Consider the following 18988-nt stretch of genomic DNA (forward strand, 5'->3'; position numbering starts at 1 on the left):
GCATAGTTACAGCCCTTTTAATTGCTCGTTAATTTTGGTGAGTTCAGCCTTCAGGTAAGCCACATCTATCTGACGATCTTCCTCTAGATCCTCGATTTTAAAGTTATGTTTTCTGTCCATCGTCAAACGGTACATTCTCAAACGGTACTCCTCTGAGTGAAGCCATTCGAGTTGCTCAATGAGTTCTAGTCTCAGGGTATTGAGTGATTCAGGTGATAATTGGTATGTCATAAATTTGGTCTCATCATTATTTGTCCCCAACCAACACAGCCATTAACCACGCCATCAACAGGAGAGGTTTTCCGGTAATCTCAAACAGGAGGATCACCAATAACAGGAATATCAGGAGGTGTTGTCTGGTCATGGGGATGTATAGGTTTTAAAATAGAATTCGGGCAGAAGGGGTTACTACGTCAGTGCTAGTGCCAACAGTCTTTGTTAACGGCTGCAGTCTCAGAGGTGACCCCTCGTAAAACAATCTGAATCGGAAATAACCATCCCTAGGCAGATCAAACACGAAATGTGCATTGTGGTAGCTGTTATCGTGCGCTGAGATATCTAGTTGAACGAGGCTATTAGGAAGTGCTTCCCAGACGCTGTTATCTGTTGATCGCTCAACATATACGTTAAGTTTACTGGTTGAGGTGGTGGTGTATACATTCAGACCTAGCTCAAGTTTCAGCAACTCAATTGCAGATCCTGTGTTGCGGATGGTACCTACCGAGGGATCGACTACTTCTAAACCTGTGCCCTCAACCAGCTTCAAACCCTGAATCGCGCTAGGGTTAACCAGATCGTTATTGATAGCCTGATCGGTGTGGGTGTTGATAATGCCCTCTGCAGAATCGGTACTCTCTGGGCGGTATGGGTTGATAGAATTTCCGACATCAATAGTCATCAGTTAGCCTCCTTATAACATTCTGGTAACGTGGCGTAGCATCCGTAGATGATGTCTCTGGCCTGTTCAGGGTTCCGGTAGAGCTTCTGTAGAAAATTCCAAACCACAGGGGTCAACGTTTCACGGTCATGCTTCTGAAGTAGTTGTCACGCACAAAATCTAGGGTATAAATAATTGGATTATCTAGATACGACATCCGAGTTTTATTTGACATAAAATCCTCATTTATTTTCTCGCATCTCAGCGATCACCTGACTAAGAGATTTAATTTCACGCTGATCCTGTTTGGTCTGCTGATATTTACCTTGAATGTAATCGGCTAGTGCATCACTCTGTTGAAGTTTCTCATCCTCTTGAATATCTTCTTTAGGGTCATCACCTAGCTCTGAAGCTTTATTTAGAATTGCCTGCTGGAAGGGCGTAGGGTTAGTCTCAATACGTTTATTCAGCTCGTTATAGAGGAGATATGCAGAAGGCTCAGGGTCTTGATTTCGACCTTTTAGAATAACACTCACGTCATTGGTAATATCTACATCTGGGTGAAGTTCCAAAGCTTTACTGAGAGCTTTCATTTTCAATCGTGACTCTTCAGATTTATCTACACCAAATTGACATAGCGCATCACAAGCCCATTTAATCAGCCAATCTGCATCGTGGTGGAGAAAGGTTTTAACGAGTTTATCTAGTTCAGTCATTATTTTTCTTCCTGCTGTGCTTTCTGTTGGTTTTCTCGGGTTAGACGTGTTGCAAGTTGGATCGCTTGAGAAATCTTCTCACCCTGAGCACGGTCATATTCTGCCAATTGACGATTATGCTCGGCTAATGCATATTCTTGAGCATTTTCAATATTCATAATCTGATTATTTTTTGCCTCAAGAAGTTGTGTGTATAACTCTGTTACACTCTTTGTGATTACCTGTTTATCAGCGTCTTGTTCAGTCTGAGGGCGTTCCAACACCCACTTTGTAATTCCCTTTTGCGCTGAGTAATGCTTGTAGTTGCGGTTATCTTGTGTATCGAGTAGTGAATACCCATTGGCTAGGTGGTCTTGCATTTCGTGTAGGGCAAAAAGCAGGGGTTTCGAGGAGTAGAACGACTGTTTTGCGCCTAGGCGGTGACTTGTATTGAAGTGTCGTAACTGGAGTTGTAAGCGTTTGACGGTATCTTGCTCTTCCTTTATCTGGGCATTGATTTTAGTACTATCCCCGCTACCTGCAATTCTCTTCTCATAGTCCATGTGAGCATTCGAGATGAGTTGCTCTAACTCAACCTGACATGGTTGCTCAAGGGGCAAGCTATCCATGTACTGCATTACCAGTTCTTCGACTGACTGAGGTGTAGGCACTGCGTCGACAAGAGGGTTAGCGCGGAGGTATTCTAGAGTTTCGCTATTTGACGTTTTAATATTCGACACCCTTTGCTCAGATACGCCATAAGCAGTAGCGATTTCTCTATTAGTTTTAGAAGCGGCTGCCAGCTCATTTAAAATAAGCACTGTCTGTAATGATAGTTTTGTGTAATTCATAGATATAATCCGGTAGGTAGATAAAAAATTAGCCCCACCAAATTAATGATGAGGCTACAATAAATAAGAGGAGAAAAGGTATAGGCGAGCGGTGGAATGTTGGTGAGAAGTCAACATTAAGTTATATTACACTTGAAGGAGATTAAAAGCGTTCGGGGTGATGAGTCCCAATAACCTCACCGCTATAAAAAATAGCCTCACCCTGATAAAAGAAGTAAAATCGAGGTGGTGTAACTACACGAGAGAATACTCTCAATCGTGTCTATGAAGAGTTACTTTAGCTATTTAATTGCCTATAGGTTATTATACCATCAAACCACACTCAGATCAACAGAAATATATCAAAATGTTAAACAAAAGGTGTATTTTCTGGTGAAAATGTGCTGGGTTAACTGGTTATTTCATACCCAAAAGTTTGGCAATGTCATTATTGCGCTTTCTGCCGTTAGGTAGGGGCTGCTCTTCCTCTAGATTATAAGTAAGATTATTATTTCCAGATAGCCACATCAAAAAGAAACCTTCCATTCCATCATATAAATCACCATTTTCATCACACAACGATTTATAACGCTTGATTTCATATTTATCGAGAACATACGTTTTACCTGCCAATTTTACTTTCATCTCCTACCCCTCTGATTGCGTTTTGATAATAATGACCATACAGATCGCCGTCGGTGCCTTCTCACAACACACCCTCTTCTCGAAACATCTTCAAATAAGCCCTCGCCACCTTCTCAATAGCTCTTCGGTTGTAATTCTGTAAATTGTATTCACGTGATCGACAAGCGATCTCTGCAGGTGTCATCCCACTCAAGATCAAGTCACGAATTCGTTTGGTATGGTCAAATCTCGGTTTCATAATAATTTGTTCCTCTTTGTTATGGATGTAGTTCTCCCCACAGCGTTCACTAGGGATCTAGGAGCCATGTCAGGGTTATTGGTTTGTGTAGGGTCACCCTCTGGAATGAGGAGTCAGATTAAAAGTGGCAAGGCGGACACTTCTAAAGTCACTGGATTGTGACTTCTGATTTTAAAATGGTGGTTCGTTAAAATCGTCTAGTGTTCTGAAATCATCATCACCAAACGTCAGGGTCGGTTCAGTGAATCGTGTATCAATTTGGTTAGTCCAGCCCAAAAGTGGTTCTTCTTCTGTGACATCGTAACTGTTGAAATCCTCGGGTGCTTCAGGGATAGCGTGAGATATATCACACTCACCAAAGATCTCCTCTAGAGTTTCCTCCATTGGCTCTTGATCTTCTATATCTGGGTTGAACGTCCAACCTGCTTTGGCACTGAATGATTCGTATACCTCTACTGGTGCCGCTTGTGAGGTTGCTTCCTCTAGAGTAATGCTTTCGAATGGTTGATACTCGTAGCGATCTACTGGCTCATGAAACGCTGGCTGTGCCACTTCTGTCTCTCCGGTGAACAGGTCAACTTTAATCTGGGCTACCTTCTTCTCTGTTACCCTGAAGACCTTGCACCATGCCTTCTTCATCACATCAATAAGCTCATCCTTGTAAACAGCCTCTACAACAAAAGAGTCGTGGTAAGGTAGGCAAACGATGGATTTCTTTACAAAGTGGTCAACAACTCTCACCGCGATCATGCTGTCGTATGCTTGGAGTTTGACACCAGTATCAGAGCAAAACATATCTGCAATTGGGCTGTGCATTTCGATGATCTCATTCATCATCTCTGTAGTGTCAAAACTAGTAATCTTGTTGAACCTACTACGCTTTTTGGTGTTGTATTCGCGAGTAATCGAGTCTTCTGCAGCTTTGAAATCACGGGCATTGAACATAACGTTAACGGAGTATTTGACCAAAGCTCTTGCTTGATCCTGTGCACCTTCTGGTTGCTGGCTATAGAAGTTTGGTAGGTGGTAAGGATCAAGTTCTGGGTTTAGGTATTGCTTTTTTACTAGGTAACACATGGTAATGTGCATTGCGCTGTAATCACCCTCTACCACGTCGTTATAGTTTATCCGCAGTGTTTGCCGCCCTAATCCCCTATCTCTCTGCTCTTGGTACTTACCAGACTCCAGACATTGGAACCCACCACCATATAGACGCATTCCCATATCACGATCCCACTCACTCAAATCACTAGAAGCAGCTAAACCAACCGATTGATACTGTGGTTGCCATTGATAACCGTTCTGAGTGATCACGTTTTTTCGGGTGAGCTTATTAAGACCAGTCAGAGCACGTTTATAGATCTTGTTGTTGCTGAAGGCGATCTCATCATTTACAGCCAAGGTCTTGCCTTTACGGTTGTTACTATCCTTGGTATCACGCTGTCGAAGCTCAAACCAATTCTCTTGAGGATTAACAGTTTTGAGGTAGATCCCATCGAATAGCTTGAGCATATTGTTAGTGATAGCAAGGACAGTTTTGCACGAGTTTCTGTCGCTTTCGGAATAGTTTGTGCGGTGATCCTTGCCGCCTTTGAATTTGACTAGGTAACCTTTATCTACGAGTGTATTAACAACATACTGAAGAGAGTTATAATTGATCAGCTCCTGCTTTTCAGACTTAGATGTACTCTTTACATGCAGGTTAAGTCCAGTATAAAAAGCTATATCAAAGGACATCTTGAAAGAGCTGTAACCGTTCTTTAGTGTCTGTGCTATTGCGTAGGTGATTACCTCAATTTCTTTGTTACTCTCGTCACTGTCATCACCAAAAATTACACTCTTGAGGTATTCGTTAATAGGGACTAGGACGTTGTTTTTGTATGGTTGGGTAGAAGGTTCGTAAGATTGGGATTTCAAAAATTGTCTGTCCTTTCTATCCATATAATTGATGCGGAAAGAGGCGGGATATTTAGCCCTGATCTCCATGAGCCTTTGGTCGTACATTCGTTTGTTCCTCCATTTGATCGGATACATATTCTCTGAAACTTTTCTTGATAAGTGATTTAACACTTGTGCCCTGCTCATTCGCCATATCTATAAGAAATTGGAATTGCTCGGACGTGAACTCATGCTTTACAAACATTTGATTTCTCCTGTGACTTTCATAAATAATTGCATAATATCAACAAGATAGATAATTAAAGTCTTGCTGTTTTTCGACAAATTTTAGTATCCCTGTTCCATCATCCGCTTATGTTCAAGCCACACCTTTGTGCAGTGGATGTAGTAATCAGTGAAGTCTTGGCGGAGAGGTTTGGGAAGGAATTTATTAACCTGCCTTGGTTTGCCGCCTACTGTCATAAGCTGGAGCAGGAACTTGCGTTTGGTGATTTCGTTGTTTTCAAATCTACTGGTGATTGTTTTGATCTCTTCTGCAAATGTCATATCTATAGTTCACCTTTTGTGTTTAGGATTGCTTGGGCTGTGACAAGTGCTATATAGCATTCGAGATTGCCTTTGGAGCGGTGGTAGTACTTCTTGGCTCTGAACCAATTTGATTTATCTGCTGTGGTGTTGCGGTATTCATTGATGTATTTTGCGACTAGATGATGATTGATCGCGTCTAGTACTTGGACAGGCGTCATATAGCCTCCTCAGTTAATAGGTGTATGTTTGGATTGGTGGAACGACAAGAACCCCGTAATGATGCGTACAGGGCGGTTAAAGCGGTTACTTGCTTTATATAAGGAAAAATTTACTTGTGTGAGAGTGATTACGGTAGACGTTGTAATCGTTTCGAAGAGAGGTCAGCTCAAGATTTATTAGTGCCGATAGGTTATTATAACAGAATTTATATACGAGTGCCAACTTTAATGTTGGTAAATGTCAACATTAGAAGAAAACTCTTTAGGTGATTAAATATTCTAACCTGATTCTGGTGTGTAATGTGAATAATTTAGTCTCATATTTAAGATAGGTATAGTTAAGCATTATTATTGAGTGGTCTATTAATATATAAGATGATCAAAGTCAGTATGTTGAGAATAGCAAGTCCTAAATATCAGCTTCTAATCCTTCTCTTCTCTCCTGTTCTTCTAACTCTATCTTATTCTAAGAAATTACTTACCCCCCTATAATACATAACTAATACTACCCACCAGCCCCCGTCCTATAAGGGATTGACGGCCTCAAAGTACCTCCGTTTTTTTACAACTTTTTTAAATACACTTATTAATCAATAACTTAAAACACCCAAAATCACCACCACCCTAGCCCTGTTATTGATGATCGCCACAGCCCCTGCCCTAGCCGCAGAGAAACAGCAATATCGATTTAGCCATTCCATCGAACAGGGAACTCGTAAAGTCTGCGTTTATACGAACAAATCAGGCGAGGTCTATCACAGGGAACAGAGTCGTGGTCAGTATTGCAGAACAATTCTTATACGGTAGCTAAAGTCTCACAGTCACGCTTTTGTTCGTGTGCTTCATGGTAAACTTGACGACCTGTTTCGGTTCATCATAGGTAAATGACGTGGTGTCTTCCTGTCTCCATCTCCCCCACTTCTGCGTATCGCTATGCCAACCTGCCCAAGTAATTTTTGAGCGACTAATATCACACACATACTGCCAAGTGGTTTTGTCATCGGGTCTGACGTATTTTACATAGACGTTGCCATTGTCATCGGTCTTGTAATGGTTAATGATCGAGCTAGGTTTTGAGAAAAGGTGACCTATGTAAACCTTGCATACCTTAGCCTTATCCTTTTCACTTAGACTAGCTATATTGCTGCCAGCATCGGTATCCTCATAGTTCGCTGCAATGAGTATCAAGAATAAAAATACACAACCCATCACGTAAAAAGACACCCTACTTGAAGAGCCTTCGCCGCTATCTTTACGCAACCAAACACTATCTACTTGTGATGAGCTTTCTTCAGGCTCAGACAAATCTAACGGCAACACATCTACAGTGATCTTGTCATCGCAAGTGATAAAATCCTCGTAAATCACCTGGTAATCATTTTCACTCATCACTGCAATGAACGTCTGACCATTGGACAAGTTAAATCTGATATAGAGATTGTCCTTGATCGTTTCCTCGCGCTTGACGCTCTTCACGCAATAAATAGGTATGACTTCTGACTTGTCAGGTTTTAGCTCAAACATCTTATCTGCATAGAGCCATTCTCCCTTGTCAAAGTCACCAGCCTTCACATCAACAGTAATCATCAACTGCCTTCCCTGTCATTAGATTCCGTTTCAATAACCAATATTATGCACACAAGCTAAAGTCTGCACAAAATAATCCACACCTCACCAAATTAATACAATATGGCTTAGACTTATATCAAGCAGTAAACACCCAATCTACGAATAATCCTAGATTAAGCAGCAATGGAATGAATACATCGAAGCCTTTGGGTTTAAAGCACACATATCTAATTGACAACCACACTGTCAATTGAAGTAACATCAACCTCAACAATCTTGATTCAATCTTGTATATCGTTCGTATCTCAGGGTATTGCTCGTCATGACGACAGGTAGAGCAGCCCCAGAGCTTAATAAGCTTATCATCAGTCAAACACTTCTGAGGCATACCGTCAGGCCCAACGGAGCTACTTGCACTTTGAGGGTGTGATGCTTCTTTAAACTCTAGGTAGAAGCTTTCTGTCGGAACTTCCTCGTTAAAAGATTGGATTCGCGTAGACCATTGTTTGGTGTGTTCGTTTTGGCAAGCACTACTTATGAATTTTGCCTCCTTATCAAGAATATACTTACGTACAAACCGTTTCCCTATCTTAGTGCAATCAAGGTAACACCCCAAAGCTTTAGCACCAACTTCACTGAAAGTCGGTTTGCTATATATCCAATATCGATAACACGTATAAGCTACCAATCCCCAATAAAGGTAAACAATATTCTCAATACTCTTGATCTCGACTTTCGGTAGCCAAGGGATTTCAATCGTGTTCGTGGTGAACTCTATACCTAACTTGAACTTTACGACACCGATAATGAACAGCACCAGAAGCCCCTTACCTGAAATACCCTCATCCTCTTTAACATGCTTCGCTAGTAAATCGACTAGTTTCTCAATAGAAGTGCTCATCTCTATCCCTGAAATAATCATCCATTAATACAGTAACAATCACAGATTAATTATGGCAGATCAACACCTTTCGTATGGGCGTGAGACTTCCTGTATGCGTTATCTAAGCGTTTGTTAGGGGTTACTGGTGCAATGGGAGCTTTGAGGTTGAAGGCTTGCGAGATAGGGCTTTGAGAAGGGATTCTGGCTGGAGTTATCAGTTTTGGGGAGGTGGTTTGCTGGTGAGAGGTGGTTAAACACCTCGCTTGAACGATCGCTCAAAACTTTTTAGATCTTTTGTAACACACCTGTCATACATCCTATTATTTCCAAGTTTATCGAAATATAGAGGAATCTGCTGAGGAGGTGCAGAGGACACGATCCGATAATCATTTTGGGAATTGGGATTGCTTGGGAGGATGATCATTTGGTGCAGAGTGCACCGAGTAGTTTACTTTTTAGGACAGTTCTAGTTGTCAAAATGGCATTCTGACAATCAACAACCCCTTTAAAAATGTACCTGTTTGAGAAGATAGTTCTTGCTAGTTGTCAAAATAAAAGTTAGAGTTATTTATGACAATCAATTAGGAGGCACAAAATGAATGAAGTAAAGGCACTGAAAGACCTACATGATGTAGAGAATGTTAGAAGGGAGTTCTTGGGGTTGTATGGTGAAAAGGTAGAAAGTGTTTGGGTATTAGGTTTACAACTGGCTTTGCGTATCTCAGACCTGCTAGACCTGAAGTACACCGATATCAAGGATGGTAGGATTTACGTCAAAGAGAGTAAGACCAAGAAGCCAGCAGAGATCAAACTCAATCAGAAGGCTCTTGAAGTAGTAGCAAAGTTAAGAAATGCTAACCCCTCAGATGAGTACCTATTCCAAGCCACAGGAAACCGTGTGAAGGGGGTTAAGCCTTTTAGTCGTCAGTACATTACCAAATGCTTTAAGACGGTCTCTGATAGCCTAGGGTTGGAAATTGGCACCCACTCGATGCGTAAGACTAGAGGCTATATGTTATACACACAAACCAATAACCTTTCTAAAGTAATGAAGATGCTAAGACACTCATCTCAAGAGGTTACCCTCAGATACATTGGGATTGAGCAAGAGGATATTGACAACGACTTTGACAACTTGGTGATCTAGTAACACCCTTACCCAACCAGACCTGTTTGAGAGCTATCAACGGCTCTCAGAGGGTACCCTTCCCAAAGTAAACCCATTGCAGATATTTTAAATCTTCACAGCATATTATGTTGCCTCTCCGCGCCAACGTTAAGAAGGCCAAGCGATATTTCCAATAAATTCAAAGGGTTAACCAAAAACTCATCACTGAGTTGTTAATTTAAAATTTCAATCAATTCTAGCTGTGATTACAAATACGTAACAGAAAACTCGCTTTTATTGTTCATTTATGGTATAATACTTGCATGAGGGTATTTTCTTCCCTTGTTCCCTTCTCCTCCTCTTATTTCCCTTATAGCTTATTTACAGGATCAATGTATGAGCAACCTAGATGATATTTTCCGAAAGGAACTTGAGTTACGTGCTGAGTTGAGTGATCTGTTAGCAGTAGAATTTTATAACAACCACTTTCAACAGGATACTCGCGATGTACTGGTGTATTTGGTGCAAGGTAAAACTAATGCAGAGGTTAGTCGATTGACGGGCGTCAAGGCCAATACTGTCGCACAACTCAAATACAGACATAGTCAGTTAATTGAAACAATCAAATCAAAATTAAAAGGTGATTGATATGGCAAGACCTAAGAAATCAGAAAACGATAAAGTTAAAGTAGGCCGTCCAAAAATGGCTAACCCGAAAGATCTTGTTACTGTACATGACACAGATCTCAGAAATCAAAAGCAGGCTGTAGCTGATATTGTTAATTTTCAACCCGAGATGATAACTTTTTTGATAGGTGTTGTTGCGGATGAGGATCAACCAGCCAATGCCAGAATGAACGCGATTAAACTATTACGTCAGATTAAAGATGATGCTATGGATCTTCTTCAGGAAGAAGTTGCTTTGGCTATGGCCCAACTCGCCCACCAACAAGAGGTAGAGGCTGAGAAGGTAGCTGTACCAGTCAGAGAAGTACCTACCGAGGAAGAGAGAAAAGCCGCCCTTGTAAAACTATTCGGTACATCTGATATAGATGAAATCGTTAATAGCTAATCACCAACTACCTAAGAGGTACAATATATGAAACAGAAAACCCAAACCGTTGCCCCCCTAGAATATCACTGCCACATGAAACCCCTTGTACGGATCGTACTTTTGGAATGTTTCGGGCTTGAAACGGCGTTCCCTGACCTGATCATGTTGTGTACTGTTGAATGCAGGGATAAATTCGAGCAACTGATCAGAGACAACCTCTCAGCCTTCGGTACCGTAGCTACGACACTGAATAACGACACTCAAAACCTGTTAACGTTCTCGATAGAGTTTGTTGATCGTTTTCATCATTCACTACCAAGAAAATTAATGACTGAGGATCACCTAGACGCTGCTGATATTCCGGCTGTGATAGTAGAAGCTCTAAAAATCACCCTACAGAAAATTGATCTTTGAAGTCACTCGAAAAACCCTCCTCCACCAGCCTACCCCACTTTCCCTTAGACCATTTTTAGAAAATCACCATCACCATATCTAAAACGTAAGGTTCGAGAATTACACATATGCACATAGTTGCTTATTAGGTAAAATTACCTTGAGCAATAGGTATCGAATCTGGTTGTTGCTCAATCTTCATCCTAGCAGTAGCGGTAGATCTGACGTTAAACCTAGACATCCTTTTGTAGTATCTGGTTATACCAACCTTCTGAAAATGGGGGTTGGCTCTTTTTACGTCTGGAGTTATGCAAAACCCTGCAAAATACAATTACTCTCTGAGATATGACTCGCAGCACAGATATTTCCCTCTCAAAACTGTACTTTCTAAGGAAATAACAAAAATCACCCAGAATTAAATCTGAAATAGCCTCAAATCCTTTCTATACCCCATCAAATTAAAGCGTTAGCGCAAGAACTTAGGCTACCCTACCACTTAAACAGTAAAACGCTTAGAATAGGCTTATAGAAAGGATTTAGGAAGAGGCAATTATATTGATAGGGTTGTTATTAAAGGGCTAATATTTATATTTCTGGAATGGGTGGTCTATAGTGCGAATAGGCATCGGGAAGGGATAACTCAGAAATATAACCTCCTCGGTAAGATTGCCTGTGCTAATAGTACTTTCGCTTGCTGCCTAAGCCGATCATCTTTCTACAGGTGGTCGGCTTTTTTCAGATATAGCTAAGTCAACAAGTTAGATTTTATTATCAAGATTTTGTTTCTGATGTAACATCTACTGAACGCCCAGATGATATTTTAGTCGCCTTCGCTGGAGCTTTTTTAGGTGCGAGTATGTCTTTCCACATCCTGTTGAGCACCATTTTCTCCGTTGACGACAAGCTATGAGTTAGATCCATGAGCCCCTTAGCTGTCCTAACAGTTTTAAGTAAAATTTGTAACTCATTAGCACTCTCACCTGCCCTTTGAATATTATTGGCAAGTTTTTCCTCAAGTTCACTCTTTACCTTTTCATGATCTGAATGAATCAAATTAATCTCAGCATTATGCTTGTCAATAGTACTTTGAAGAGCTTGATCGTGACTTTCAGTTAGACTTGCCACATGGTCAGTGTGTTGCTGCTTTTCGTCTGCCAAGTCTTTTTTAAGTGCGTCTATTTCATCATTTAGGTTGTCTCTCTCCGTCGCCCAGTCTTGAAGGTTACGGTTAAGTTTATCTTGCTGGTAACTCAAACTAGCTTCAGCCTGAACTTGAGCGGCATCACGTTGCTGTTCGTATTGAAACTTTCGAAGACTTTGCTTGGCTTCTATCCTACGCTCATCGATTAGTTTTCGTTTTGCCAAGTCAACCACGTACTGCACAACGGGTAACCCAAACGTATAGAGCACAGCCAAACCAAGCGGAAAGAATATGTCAGTCCAACAATCAAACACACTACCTTGAACAAGAGTAATCTTCTCTGGGGATGTGCTGAAAATAAACTCAACAATGAACTTATGATTTACTGCAATCCAACACAGTACAAAGCTACCTAAAAATGGTGCCTTCAAACGGTTCGCCATTGCCTGTGTAAATGCATTTACGAAATCTTTCAAAACTAACTATCCCCGTAAAAACAACTATTAACTAGGTTATTGAGTTGCCGCTTGTTAGTCAATATACGCCATTCGATAAGTGTGAATATGTAAAGAGTTTGCTTGGCGACATTACTGTACTAGATTGCCTATAGTCATTACACAATCAAGAGATCACCACTATGAAACTACATTTAAATGAACCAGAGGTCAGAGAAGCTATAGCTGCTGTACTTGGAGAGTTTTTTGATATGGAGTTTGAGGTACAAGAGTTACCGACTGATATACGACACGTAGATTTTGTTAGTGGTGATGACTACAGGTTTGTTTTTCCTTGTAGCTTTGGAGAAGGGACGATTGCAAGTCTTGAAAAGGATCTGCGAAGTAAGCTTAAACAGCAAACGAACATGTTTCAGTTGCATAAAATACACAATTTAACATCGAGGTTTGTGATTCAGGATAGCTCTCAATGGATGTCGGAGTATCATAGCAAGTAGTTAGATACGTAAACCTTAAAACAGAAATTTGTGTGTGACACATTCGATGTCTATACTGTCACACAAGTCGAAGCCGCCAGAAGTTAAGTTATTGTTTTGTCAGTGTTAACGCGCGACTTCACAGACGTCATAATGAATGCTTTTAAAAACAATAACTTAGAAATACAAGTCACTGTTTGGGTGGGTATTATACACTGTCCACCCTGTTTTGTACTAAAAATGTCACACTAAATAGTAAAGCACAAAAACCACTCAATACGGCTAATAATCTCGCCCAACCTAACAAAGAAAAATTAAACCTCATATCATCCTTTGAACTTTGTAAACCATGACTTAGTCATGCAGCATTTCATATGCAAAACATAATGTTACCAATATCGTCATGCGCAATTGGGTTTACATTGTTCTATGCTTTAGTTGAAAGGACGCAGAGCACTTGGTGACATACTTCCTCCGGTCTAGCAACACCAAGTAACGATCCTTAGACATCCTACTTTTCCATATATTGCCAACCACAAGGAGTGTGTTGGCTTTTTTTCCCCTGGGGAAGAGGCGAGAGGCGGGATCGCTTCGCTGCGAGAGGCGAGATGTTTGAGCGCGCGTGTCTAGTTTGTCGAAAGTTGAGAAGTTTATGGGTCACAGAAAATAAGATTTCATATAACTATATATGCAACAGAGCACCCATGAGTTACTGTAGTTGTGTGTTAGGGCTACAACTCTCCTAGCGCACGTATGACAAGTATTGGAATTATCCTTTTGCATTCGTTTAGCCAACCCTTACGGTTGGCTATTTTTTTCCCTATCGGGAAAGAGACGAGAAGCGAGATCGCTTTGCTGCGAGATTCGAGGATGGTTCGTGTTTCCCCCTCGATTCTCGCCTCTCGACTCTCGCTTCTTATTCAAACGGAGCTGGATCGCCCGAACCAACCCGAACCACAACCGGGTCTTCGTCACTAAAGTCGATCACCGTGGTTGGCTGTTCACCAAGGTAACCGCCATTTAGGATTACATCTACGGCATGTTCGAGCTTATCGCGGATCTCTTCCGGATCGGACTCTGCAATATCACTGCCTGGCAGCATTAACGAGGTCGACATTAATGGCTCGCCCATCGCCTCGAGTAAGTCCAGGGCAATACGATTGTCTGGAACACGAATGCCGATGGTTTTACGCTTGGAGTTCATCAGTCGACGTGGCACTTCCTTGGTACCCTTAAAGATAAAGGTGTAAGGACCAGGGGTATTGTTCTTGAGCAAGCGAAACGCGGTGTTATCGACGCGCGCATACAGGGAAATCTCAGAAAGATCGCGGCACAACAAAGTAAAATTGTGCTTGTCATCGATGCGGCGGATCTGACAGATCCGATCTAATGCTTGCTTATTTTCGAGTTGGCAACCGAGCGCATACCCAGAGTCGGTTGGGTAGACAATCACACCACCGCCGCGCACAATCGCGACTGCTTGACTGATCAAGCGCGCTTGCGGGTTCTCTGGATGGACATAAAAAAACTGGCTCATTCTTGTTCCTCTTCGTTGTTATCGTTTCCCAACGCCAAATTTTGCCAATCCTTCCACACGGGTTCGACACCTGCGGGAAGCCATAGGTTTCTCCCCAACTCCATCCATGGAGAGGGGTAATGAAAATCACTGCCTTGTGAGGCTAATAGTTTGTATTGTATAGCATAATCAGCCAAGTTGCGCCTTTCTTGTTGCGCTTGTTGTGGCTGAGCGACCTCCATTGCATCACCGCCTGCTTCCACAAACGCTGCCAGCAGTCGCTTGACCCACTTTGCTGTTAACTGATAGCGCCCGGGATGGGCAAGCACCGCTTGTCCTCCCGCTTGGTGAATCGCCTCAACAGCGTCACTCATTGAGCACCATGCCGGCGGGACATAGCCGGGGTTATTACGGGTAAGAAATTTCTTAAATACTTGCTGAGGGTTTTTCGCAAACCCTTCTTCAACCAGCCATTTAGCAAAATGCGCCCTGGTCACTGGTGCGTCACCAGCAATCTGTTTGACCTCTTCCAGTACACCTTCGCGAGTCGCTTTTGATAGTCGATGAGCAATCAGCTCTGCGCGCGACTCACGATGGCGTTTTTGCTGCTCGATGAGCGCTTGTAGGGCACTGGAATCTGGGTCAACGTTAAGCCCAACGATATGAATATCTTTGTTCTGCCATACGGTTGAAATCTCGATGCCGTTAATCAATTGGATGGGCAACTGGTTGTCTTGAATATATTGATGGGCCGGAGCAAGCCCCTCCAACGTATCGTGATCCGTGATAGCCAAGACATCTAAATCAAAGCTCATCGCCCTATCAATCAAGGCTTGAGGGGTAAGGCGACCATCAGAGGCGGTTGTGTGACTGTGTAGATCTATTCGCATAATTATATAAAAAAGTAATTGACTTTTTGCCCTTGCACTAGTTAACTAGTACGCAATTACATAGTCACTGAACCAAAGGCTACTCATGTTACAAGAATTTAACCAAAAGCAAAGCAGCAAACGCGCAATTACCCAAGGTAATTGTGTCTCTGTTGTATGTTCTTGGTGGCGTTCTTGGACTCTCAATGAGTGGGCCTAGACGTGCGATAAAGTAAACACAAATTCATCGTCAAGCCCGCTCACTGTAGCGGGCTTTTTGTTTTGCCGTCTATCTCACATTTAATTGCTTAAACATTCAGCAAATCGACAAAATACAGGATTGGGTCAGTTTGCGCTTTGTGCGAGTATGTACGGCAGGAAGAGATACAACCATTAGAGGGATGTCTTGTGAACAAGACCATTGAAATAAATCACTTGGGTGAACTAGAGGTACTTAATGCAACCGTACCCTACTTTCAGGACCCAACCCGCCTGTTCCACACCCTGTGTGAAAACAAGACCGATAGCTTATTGCTCGAATCTGCGGAGATTGAATCAAAGCAAGACCTAAAGAGCCTACTAATCGTTGACTCTGCCGTGCGCATCGTCTGCTACGGCCATAAGGTGCAAATGACCGCACTGACGGCTAATGGCCGCCACCTGCTGACTCACCTAGAGCAAAATATTCGCCACAACATCACCAGTGAGTTTTGTGGTGAAGTGCTTACAATGCACTTCGCCACGCCATGCGATACGCTCGATGAAGACTCTCGCCTGCGTGAAGCGTCCTCCTTTGATGCGTTGCGCCTAATCCAGCATAGCTTTGATATCTGCGAGCAAGATAAACACGCCATCTTTATTGGCGGTCTATTTGCCTACGATCTTGTGGCCAACTTCGAGCCACTTGGAGACGCTAAGGCGACCAACCAGTGCCCAGACTATGTGTTCTACGTAGCGGAAACCTTGCTGGTCGTTGACCATCAAGCCGAATCTTGTCAGCTGCAAGCAACCCTGTTTGCCAATCGCGAGCAAAAAGGAACCCTAACTGCGCGTATTGACGAGATCGCTCAACTTTGTGCTGAGCCAAAACCGCTGCCTGCGGCGGTGAAAGTCTCCGACATGAAAACCGAAGTTAGCGTCTCTGACGAAGACTTCTGCCAAACCGTACGCGATCTGAAAGAATACGTCGTCAAGGGTGATATCTTCCAGGTAGTGCCATCCCGTCGCTTCACGCTGCCTTGCCCATCACCGCTGGCTGCCTATAAACAACTTAAGCAAAGTAACCCGAGTCCTTACATGTTTTACATGCAAGATGAACTGTTTACTTTGTTCGGTGCATCGCCAGAAAGTGCTCTGAAGTACGATACAGACACCAATCAAATCGAGATCTACCCTATTGCCGGCACACGCCGTCGTGGCAAGCACGCCAACGGTCAAATCGACTTTGATCTCGATAGCCGTATCGAGCTTGAGCTACGCACTGATATCAAAGAGAACGCTGAGCACATGATGCTAGTCGACTTGGCACGTAACGACGTGGCGCGCATTTCTCAAGCGGGTACTCGCCACGTGGCGGATCTGCTTAAAGTGGATCGCTACAGCCACGTTATGCACTTAGTGTCTCGCGTTGTGGGTCAACTGCGTGGCGATTTAGATGCCCTGCACGCCTATCAAGCTTGTATGAACATGGGCACCCTGACTGGCGCACCAAAAATCCGTGCAATGCAGCTTATCCGTGACGTTGAGGGGACTCGACGTGGCAGCTATGGCGGCGCTGTTGGTTACCTGACTGGTGAAGGGACACTGGATACCTGTATCGTGATCCGTTCAGCCTATGTTGAGAGCGGTATTGCACAAGTTCAAGCCGGCGCCGGTGTCGTGTTTGATTCCGACCCACAAGCTGAAGCCGACGAAACACGCGGTAAAGCGCAAGCAGTGATCTCTGCTATCCAAGTTGCCCATCAGGAGTGATCATCATGGCGAATATTGTCTTTATCGATAACTTTGACTCATTTACCTACAACCTTGTCGATCAGTTCCGCTCTCTCGGTCATCAGGTGACTATCTACCGCAACAGCATTGCTGCTGATGCGATTGAGCAAGCGGTCAGTGAACTGGATAACCCAGTAATCCTATTATCACCTGGACCTGGTGCACCGGCGGACGCGGGCTCGATGCCTGAGATTATTCAACGCTTTAAAGGTAAGGTCCCTATGATCGGTATCTGCCTTGGTCATCAAGCTATCGTAGAGGCCTACGGTGGCACGGTCGCCGGTGCTGGCGAAATTATTCACGGTAAGGTGTCGATGATGGCGCATGACGCGCATGCCACCTACGCAAGTCTGCCTTCACCACTTGCCATTGCCCGCTATCATTCTTTGGTAGCGACATCGGTGCCAGATAGCCTTACTATTACCGCAGAGGTAGACGGGCTGGTAATGTCAGTGGTACAAGAGCAAGACAAGGTGTGTGGCTTTCAGTTCCACCCTGAATCCATTATGACAACTCAAGGTGCAACGTTGCTGGCAAATGCCATCGACTGGGCGCTGGCAAAATAACTGCGCAAGGATAGGAAACAAGACCATGGAAACGATTTACAACAAACTGTATGACCAACAATCACTTACGCAGGAAGAGAGCCAAACGCTATTTGATGCCATTATACGCGGTGAAGTCAGTGATATCTTATTGGCATCGGCACTGACGGCGCTCAAGATTAAAGGCGAAACACCAGAAGAGATTGCTGGCGCGGCCAAAGCACTATTGGCGAATGCGAAAGCATTCCCGACGCCTGATTACGATTTTGCCGATATTGTTGGTACGGGCGGAGATGGTCATAACACCATCAATATCTCCACTACCGCGGCGTTTGTTGCTGCAGCATGTGGCCTAAAAGTGGCTAAGCATGGCAACCGCAGCGTATCGAGCAAGTCAGGCTCTTCGGATCTCCTTGACTCGTTTGGTATCGATTTGGCGATGAGCCCGGAGACGACTCGCGAGGCGGTCGACGCCCTGGGCGTTGCCTTCTTGTTTGCGCCCCAGTATCACGGCGGTATCAAGCACGCGATGCCAGTGCGTACCACAATGAAAACGCGCACCATCTTCAATATTCTGGGGCCTCTAATCAACCCGGCTCGACCAAATATCGAATTGATGGGTGTCTACAGTGAGGCATTGGTACGACCAATCGCTGAGACTATGCTTGAGATGAACATGAAGCGCGCTGCCGTCGTTCATGGCTCTGGTCTTGATGAAGTAGCTATTCATGGCGAAACCAAGGTGGCTGAAATTAAAGACGGCACCATAACTGAGTATGTACTGACCCCAGCGGACTTCGGCCTAGAAAGCTACCCGCTTGAGGCAATTAAAGGTGGCGAGCCTGAGGAAAACCGTGCGATTATCACCAATATCCTGACCGGCAAAGGTACACCTGCTCAAGTCGGTGCGGTCGCAGTGAACGTTGCACTATTGATGCGCCTATTTGGCCACGAAGACTTGAAAGCCAACACCCAGCAGGCGATCAAGGCAATGAACTCTGGTAAAGCGTTTGATCTGGTTCAGCGCCTGGCTACGCAGCAATTTGGAAATGACTAA

The 18988-nt window shown here is 43.5% G+C and carries 22 protein-coding genes; 9 read left to right on the forward strand and 13 right to left on the reverse strand.

The genetic code is table 11. The annotated features are described in order from the left end of the window. Positions 1-6 precede the first annotated feature (6 nt). The 10 genes from ACZ5R2_RS11795 to ACZ5R2_RS11840 all read right to left on the reverse strand — a co-directional run bounded on the left by ACZ5R2_RS11795 (position 7) and on the right by ACZ5R2_RS11840 (position 8400). Positions 7-231, reverse strand: a complete 225-nt coding sequence (locus ACZ5R2_RS11795; protein ID WP_464899572.1) for a hypothetical protein — start codon at positions 229-231, stop codon at positions 7-9. A 148-nt stretch (positions 232-379) separates the two neighbouring features. After that, positions 380-898: a hypothetical protein gene (locus tag ACZ5R2_RS11800; protein WP_464899573.1), complete on the reverse strand. Its 519-nt coding sequence runs from the start codon at positions 896-898 to the stop codon at positions 380-382. Between the two features lie 221 nt (positions 899-1119). Further along, positions 1120-1593: a hypothetical protein gene (locus ACZ5R2_RS11805; RefSeq protein ID WP_464899574.1), complete on the reverse strand. Its 474-nt coding sequence runs from the start codon at positions 1591-1593 to the stop codon at positions 1120-1122. Then, positions 1593-2423, reverse strand: a complete 831-nt coding sequence (locus ACZ5R2_RS11810) for a hypothetical protein (protein WP_464899575.1) — start codon at positions 2421-2423, stop codon at positions 1593-1595. Before ACZ5R2_RS11810 ends, ACZ5R2_RS11805 begins: the two co-directional genes overlap by 1 nt. 396 nt (positions 2424-2819) lie before the next feature. Further along, positions 2820-3047, reverse strand: a complete 228-nt coding sequence (locus ACZ5R2_RS11815; RefSeq protein WP_464899576.1) for a hypothetical protein — start codon at positions 3045-3047, stop codon at positions 2820-2822. Between the two features lie 409 nt (positions 3048-3456). Further along, positions 3457-5202 (reverse strand): hypothetical protein, encoded by a 1746-nt coding sequence (locus tag ACZ5R2_RS11820; RefSeq protein ID WP_464899577.1) that lies wholly within the window; start codon positions 5200-5202, stop codon positions 3457-3459. 309 nt (positions 5203-5511) lie between these two features. Then, complete coding sequence (locus tag ACZ5R2_RS11825) at positions 5512-5730, reverse strand: hypothetical protein (protein WP_464899578.1); 219 nt, start codon at positions 5728-5730, stop codon at positions 5512-5514. A gap of 2 nt (positions 5731-5732) precedes the next feature. Continuing rightward, a complete protein-coding gene (locus ACZ5R2_RS11830) occupies positions 5733-5930 on the reverse strand; it encodes a hypothetical protein (RefSeq protein ID WP_464899579.1) in 198 nt (65 codons plus the stop codon). An 807-nt stretch (positions 5931-6737) separates the two neighbouring features. After that, the gene (locus ACZ5R2_RS11835; protein WP_464899580.1) at positions 6738-7517 is read right to left on the reverse strand and encodes a hypothetical protein; all 780 of its coding nucleotides are present in this window, start codon (positions 7515-7517) and stop codon (positions 6738-6740) included. Positions 7518-7635: 118 nt separating this feature from the next. Beyond that, a complete protein-coding gene (locus ACZ5R2_RS11840; protein ID WP_464899581.1) occupies positions 7636-8400 on the reverse strand; it encodes a hypothetical protein in 765 nt (254 codons plus the stop codon). Between the two features lie 577 nt (positions 8401-8977). Here ACZ5R2_RS11840 and ACZ5R2_RS11845 point away from each other — a divergent pair. The 4 genes from ACZ5R2_RS11845 (at position 8978) to ACZ5R2_RS11860 (ending at position 10958) form a co-directional block, all read left to right on the forward strand. Then, positions 8978-9529 carry a tyrosine-type recombinase/integrase gene (locus ACZ5R2_RS11845; protein WP_464899582.1) on the forward strand — a complete coding sequence of 184 codons (552 nt, stop codon included), beginning with the start codon at positions 8978-8980 and terminating at the stop codon, positions 9527-9529. Positions 9530-9886: 357 nt separating this feature from the next. Continuing rightward, positions 9887-10138, forward strand: coding sequence for a hypothetical protein (locus tag ACZ5R2_RS11850; protein WP_464899583.1), 252 nt, complete (start codon positions 9887-9889; stop codon positions 10136-10138). Between the two features lies 1 nt (position 10139). Then, entirely contained in the window at positions 10140-10562 is a 423-nt protein-coding gene (locus ACZ5R2_RS11855; RefSeq protein WP_464899584.1) for a hypothetical protein, read from the forward strand. Between the two features lie 27 nt (positions 10563-10589). Next, on the forward strand, positions 10590-10958 hold the full coding sequence (locus ACZ5R2_RS11860; RefSeq protein ID WP_464899585.1) for a hypothetical protein: 369 nt from the start codon (positions 10590-10592) through the stop codon (positions 10956-10958). Between the two features lie 750 nt (positions 10959-11708). Here the strand turns inward: ACZ5R2_RS11860 and ACZ5R2_RS11865 are convergent. After that, the gene (locus tag ACZ5R2_RS11865; RefSeq protein WP_464899586.1) at positions 11709-12554 is read right to left on the reverse strand and encodes a hypothetical protein; all 846 of its coding nucleotides are present in this window, start codon (positions 12552-12554) and stop codon (positions 11709-11711) included. Positions 12555-12715: 161 nt separating this feature from the next. Here ACZ5R2_RS11865 and ACZ5R2_RS11870 point away from each other — a divergent pair, with 161 nt between their 5' ends. Beyond that, positions 12716-13030 carry a hypothetical protein gene (locus ACZ5R2_RS11870; protein ID WP_464899587.1) on the forward strand — a complete coding sequence of 105 codons (315 nt, stop codon included), beginning with the start codon at positions 12716-12718 and terminating at the stop codon, positions 13028-13030. A gap of 895 nt (positions 13031-13925) precedes the next feature. Here ACZ5R2_RS11870 and ACZ5R2_RS11875 read toward each other — a convergent pair. Continuing rightward, the gene (locus ACZ5R2_RS11875; RefSeq protein ID WP_464899588.1) at positions 13926-14546 is read right to left on the reverse strand and encodes an L-threonylcarbamoyladenylate synthase; all 621 of its coding nucleotides are present in this window, start codon (positions 14544-14546) and stop codon (positions 13926-13928) included. Next, complete coding sequence (gene rnm, locus ACZ5R2_RS11880; protein WP_464899589.1) at positions 14543-15415, reverse strand: RNase RNM; 873 nt, start codon at positions 15413-15415, stop codon at positions 14543-14545. Before rnm ends, ACZ5R2_RS11875 begins: the two co-directional genes overlap by 4 nt. An 85-nt stretch (positions 15416-15500) precedes the next feature. On the opposite strand from rnm, the gene trpL2 reads away from it, so the two are divergent. From trpL2 to trpD, 4 genes are all read left to right on the forward strand, one after another. After that, the gene (gene trpL2, locus ACZ5R2_RS11885; protein ID WP_464899590.1) at positions 15501-15614 is read left to right on the forward strand and encodes a tryptophan operon leader peptide; all 114 of its coding nucleotides are present in this window, start codon (positions 15501-15503) and stop codon (positions 15612-15614) included. 188 nt (positions 15615-15802) lie between these two features. After that, on the forward strand, positions 15803-17365 hold the full coding sequence (locus tag ACZ5R2_RS11890; RefSeq protein WP_464899591.1) for an anthranilate synthase component 1: 1563 nt from the start codon (positions 15803-15805) through the stop codon (positions 17363-17365). 5 nt (positions 17366-17370) lie between these two features. Beyond that, complete coding sequence (locus tag ACZ5R2_RS11895; protein WP_464899592.1) at positions 17371-17952, forward strand: aminodeoxychorismate/anthranilate synthase component II; 582 nt, start codon at positions 17371-17373, stop codon at positions 17950-17952. A 25-nt stretch (positions 17953-17977) separates the two neighbouring features. Further along, complete coding sequence (gene trpD / locus ACZ5R2_RS11900; RefSeq protein ID WP_464899593.1) at positions 17978-18988, forward strand: anthranilate phosphoribosyltransferase; 1011 nt, start codon at positions 17978-17980, stop codon at positions 18986-18988.

The organism is Vibrio sabulosilitoris (assembly GCF_055391395.1).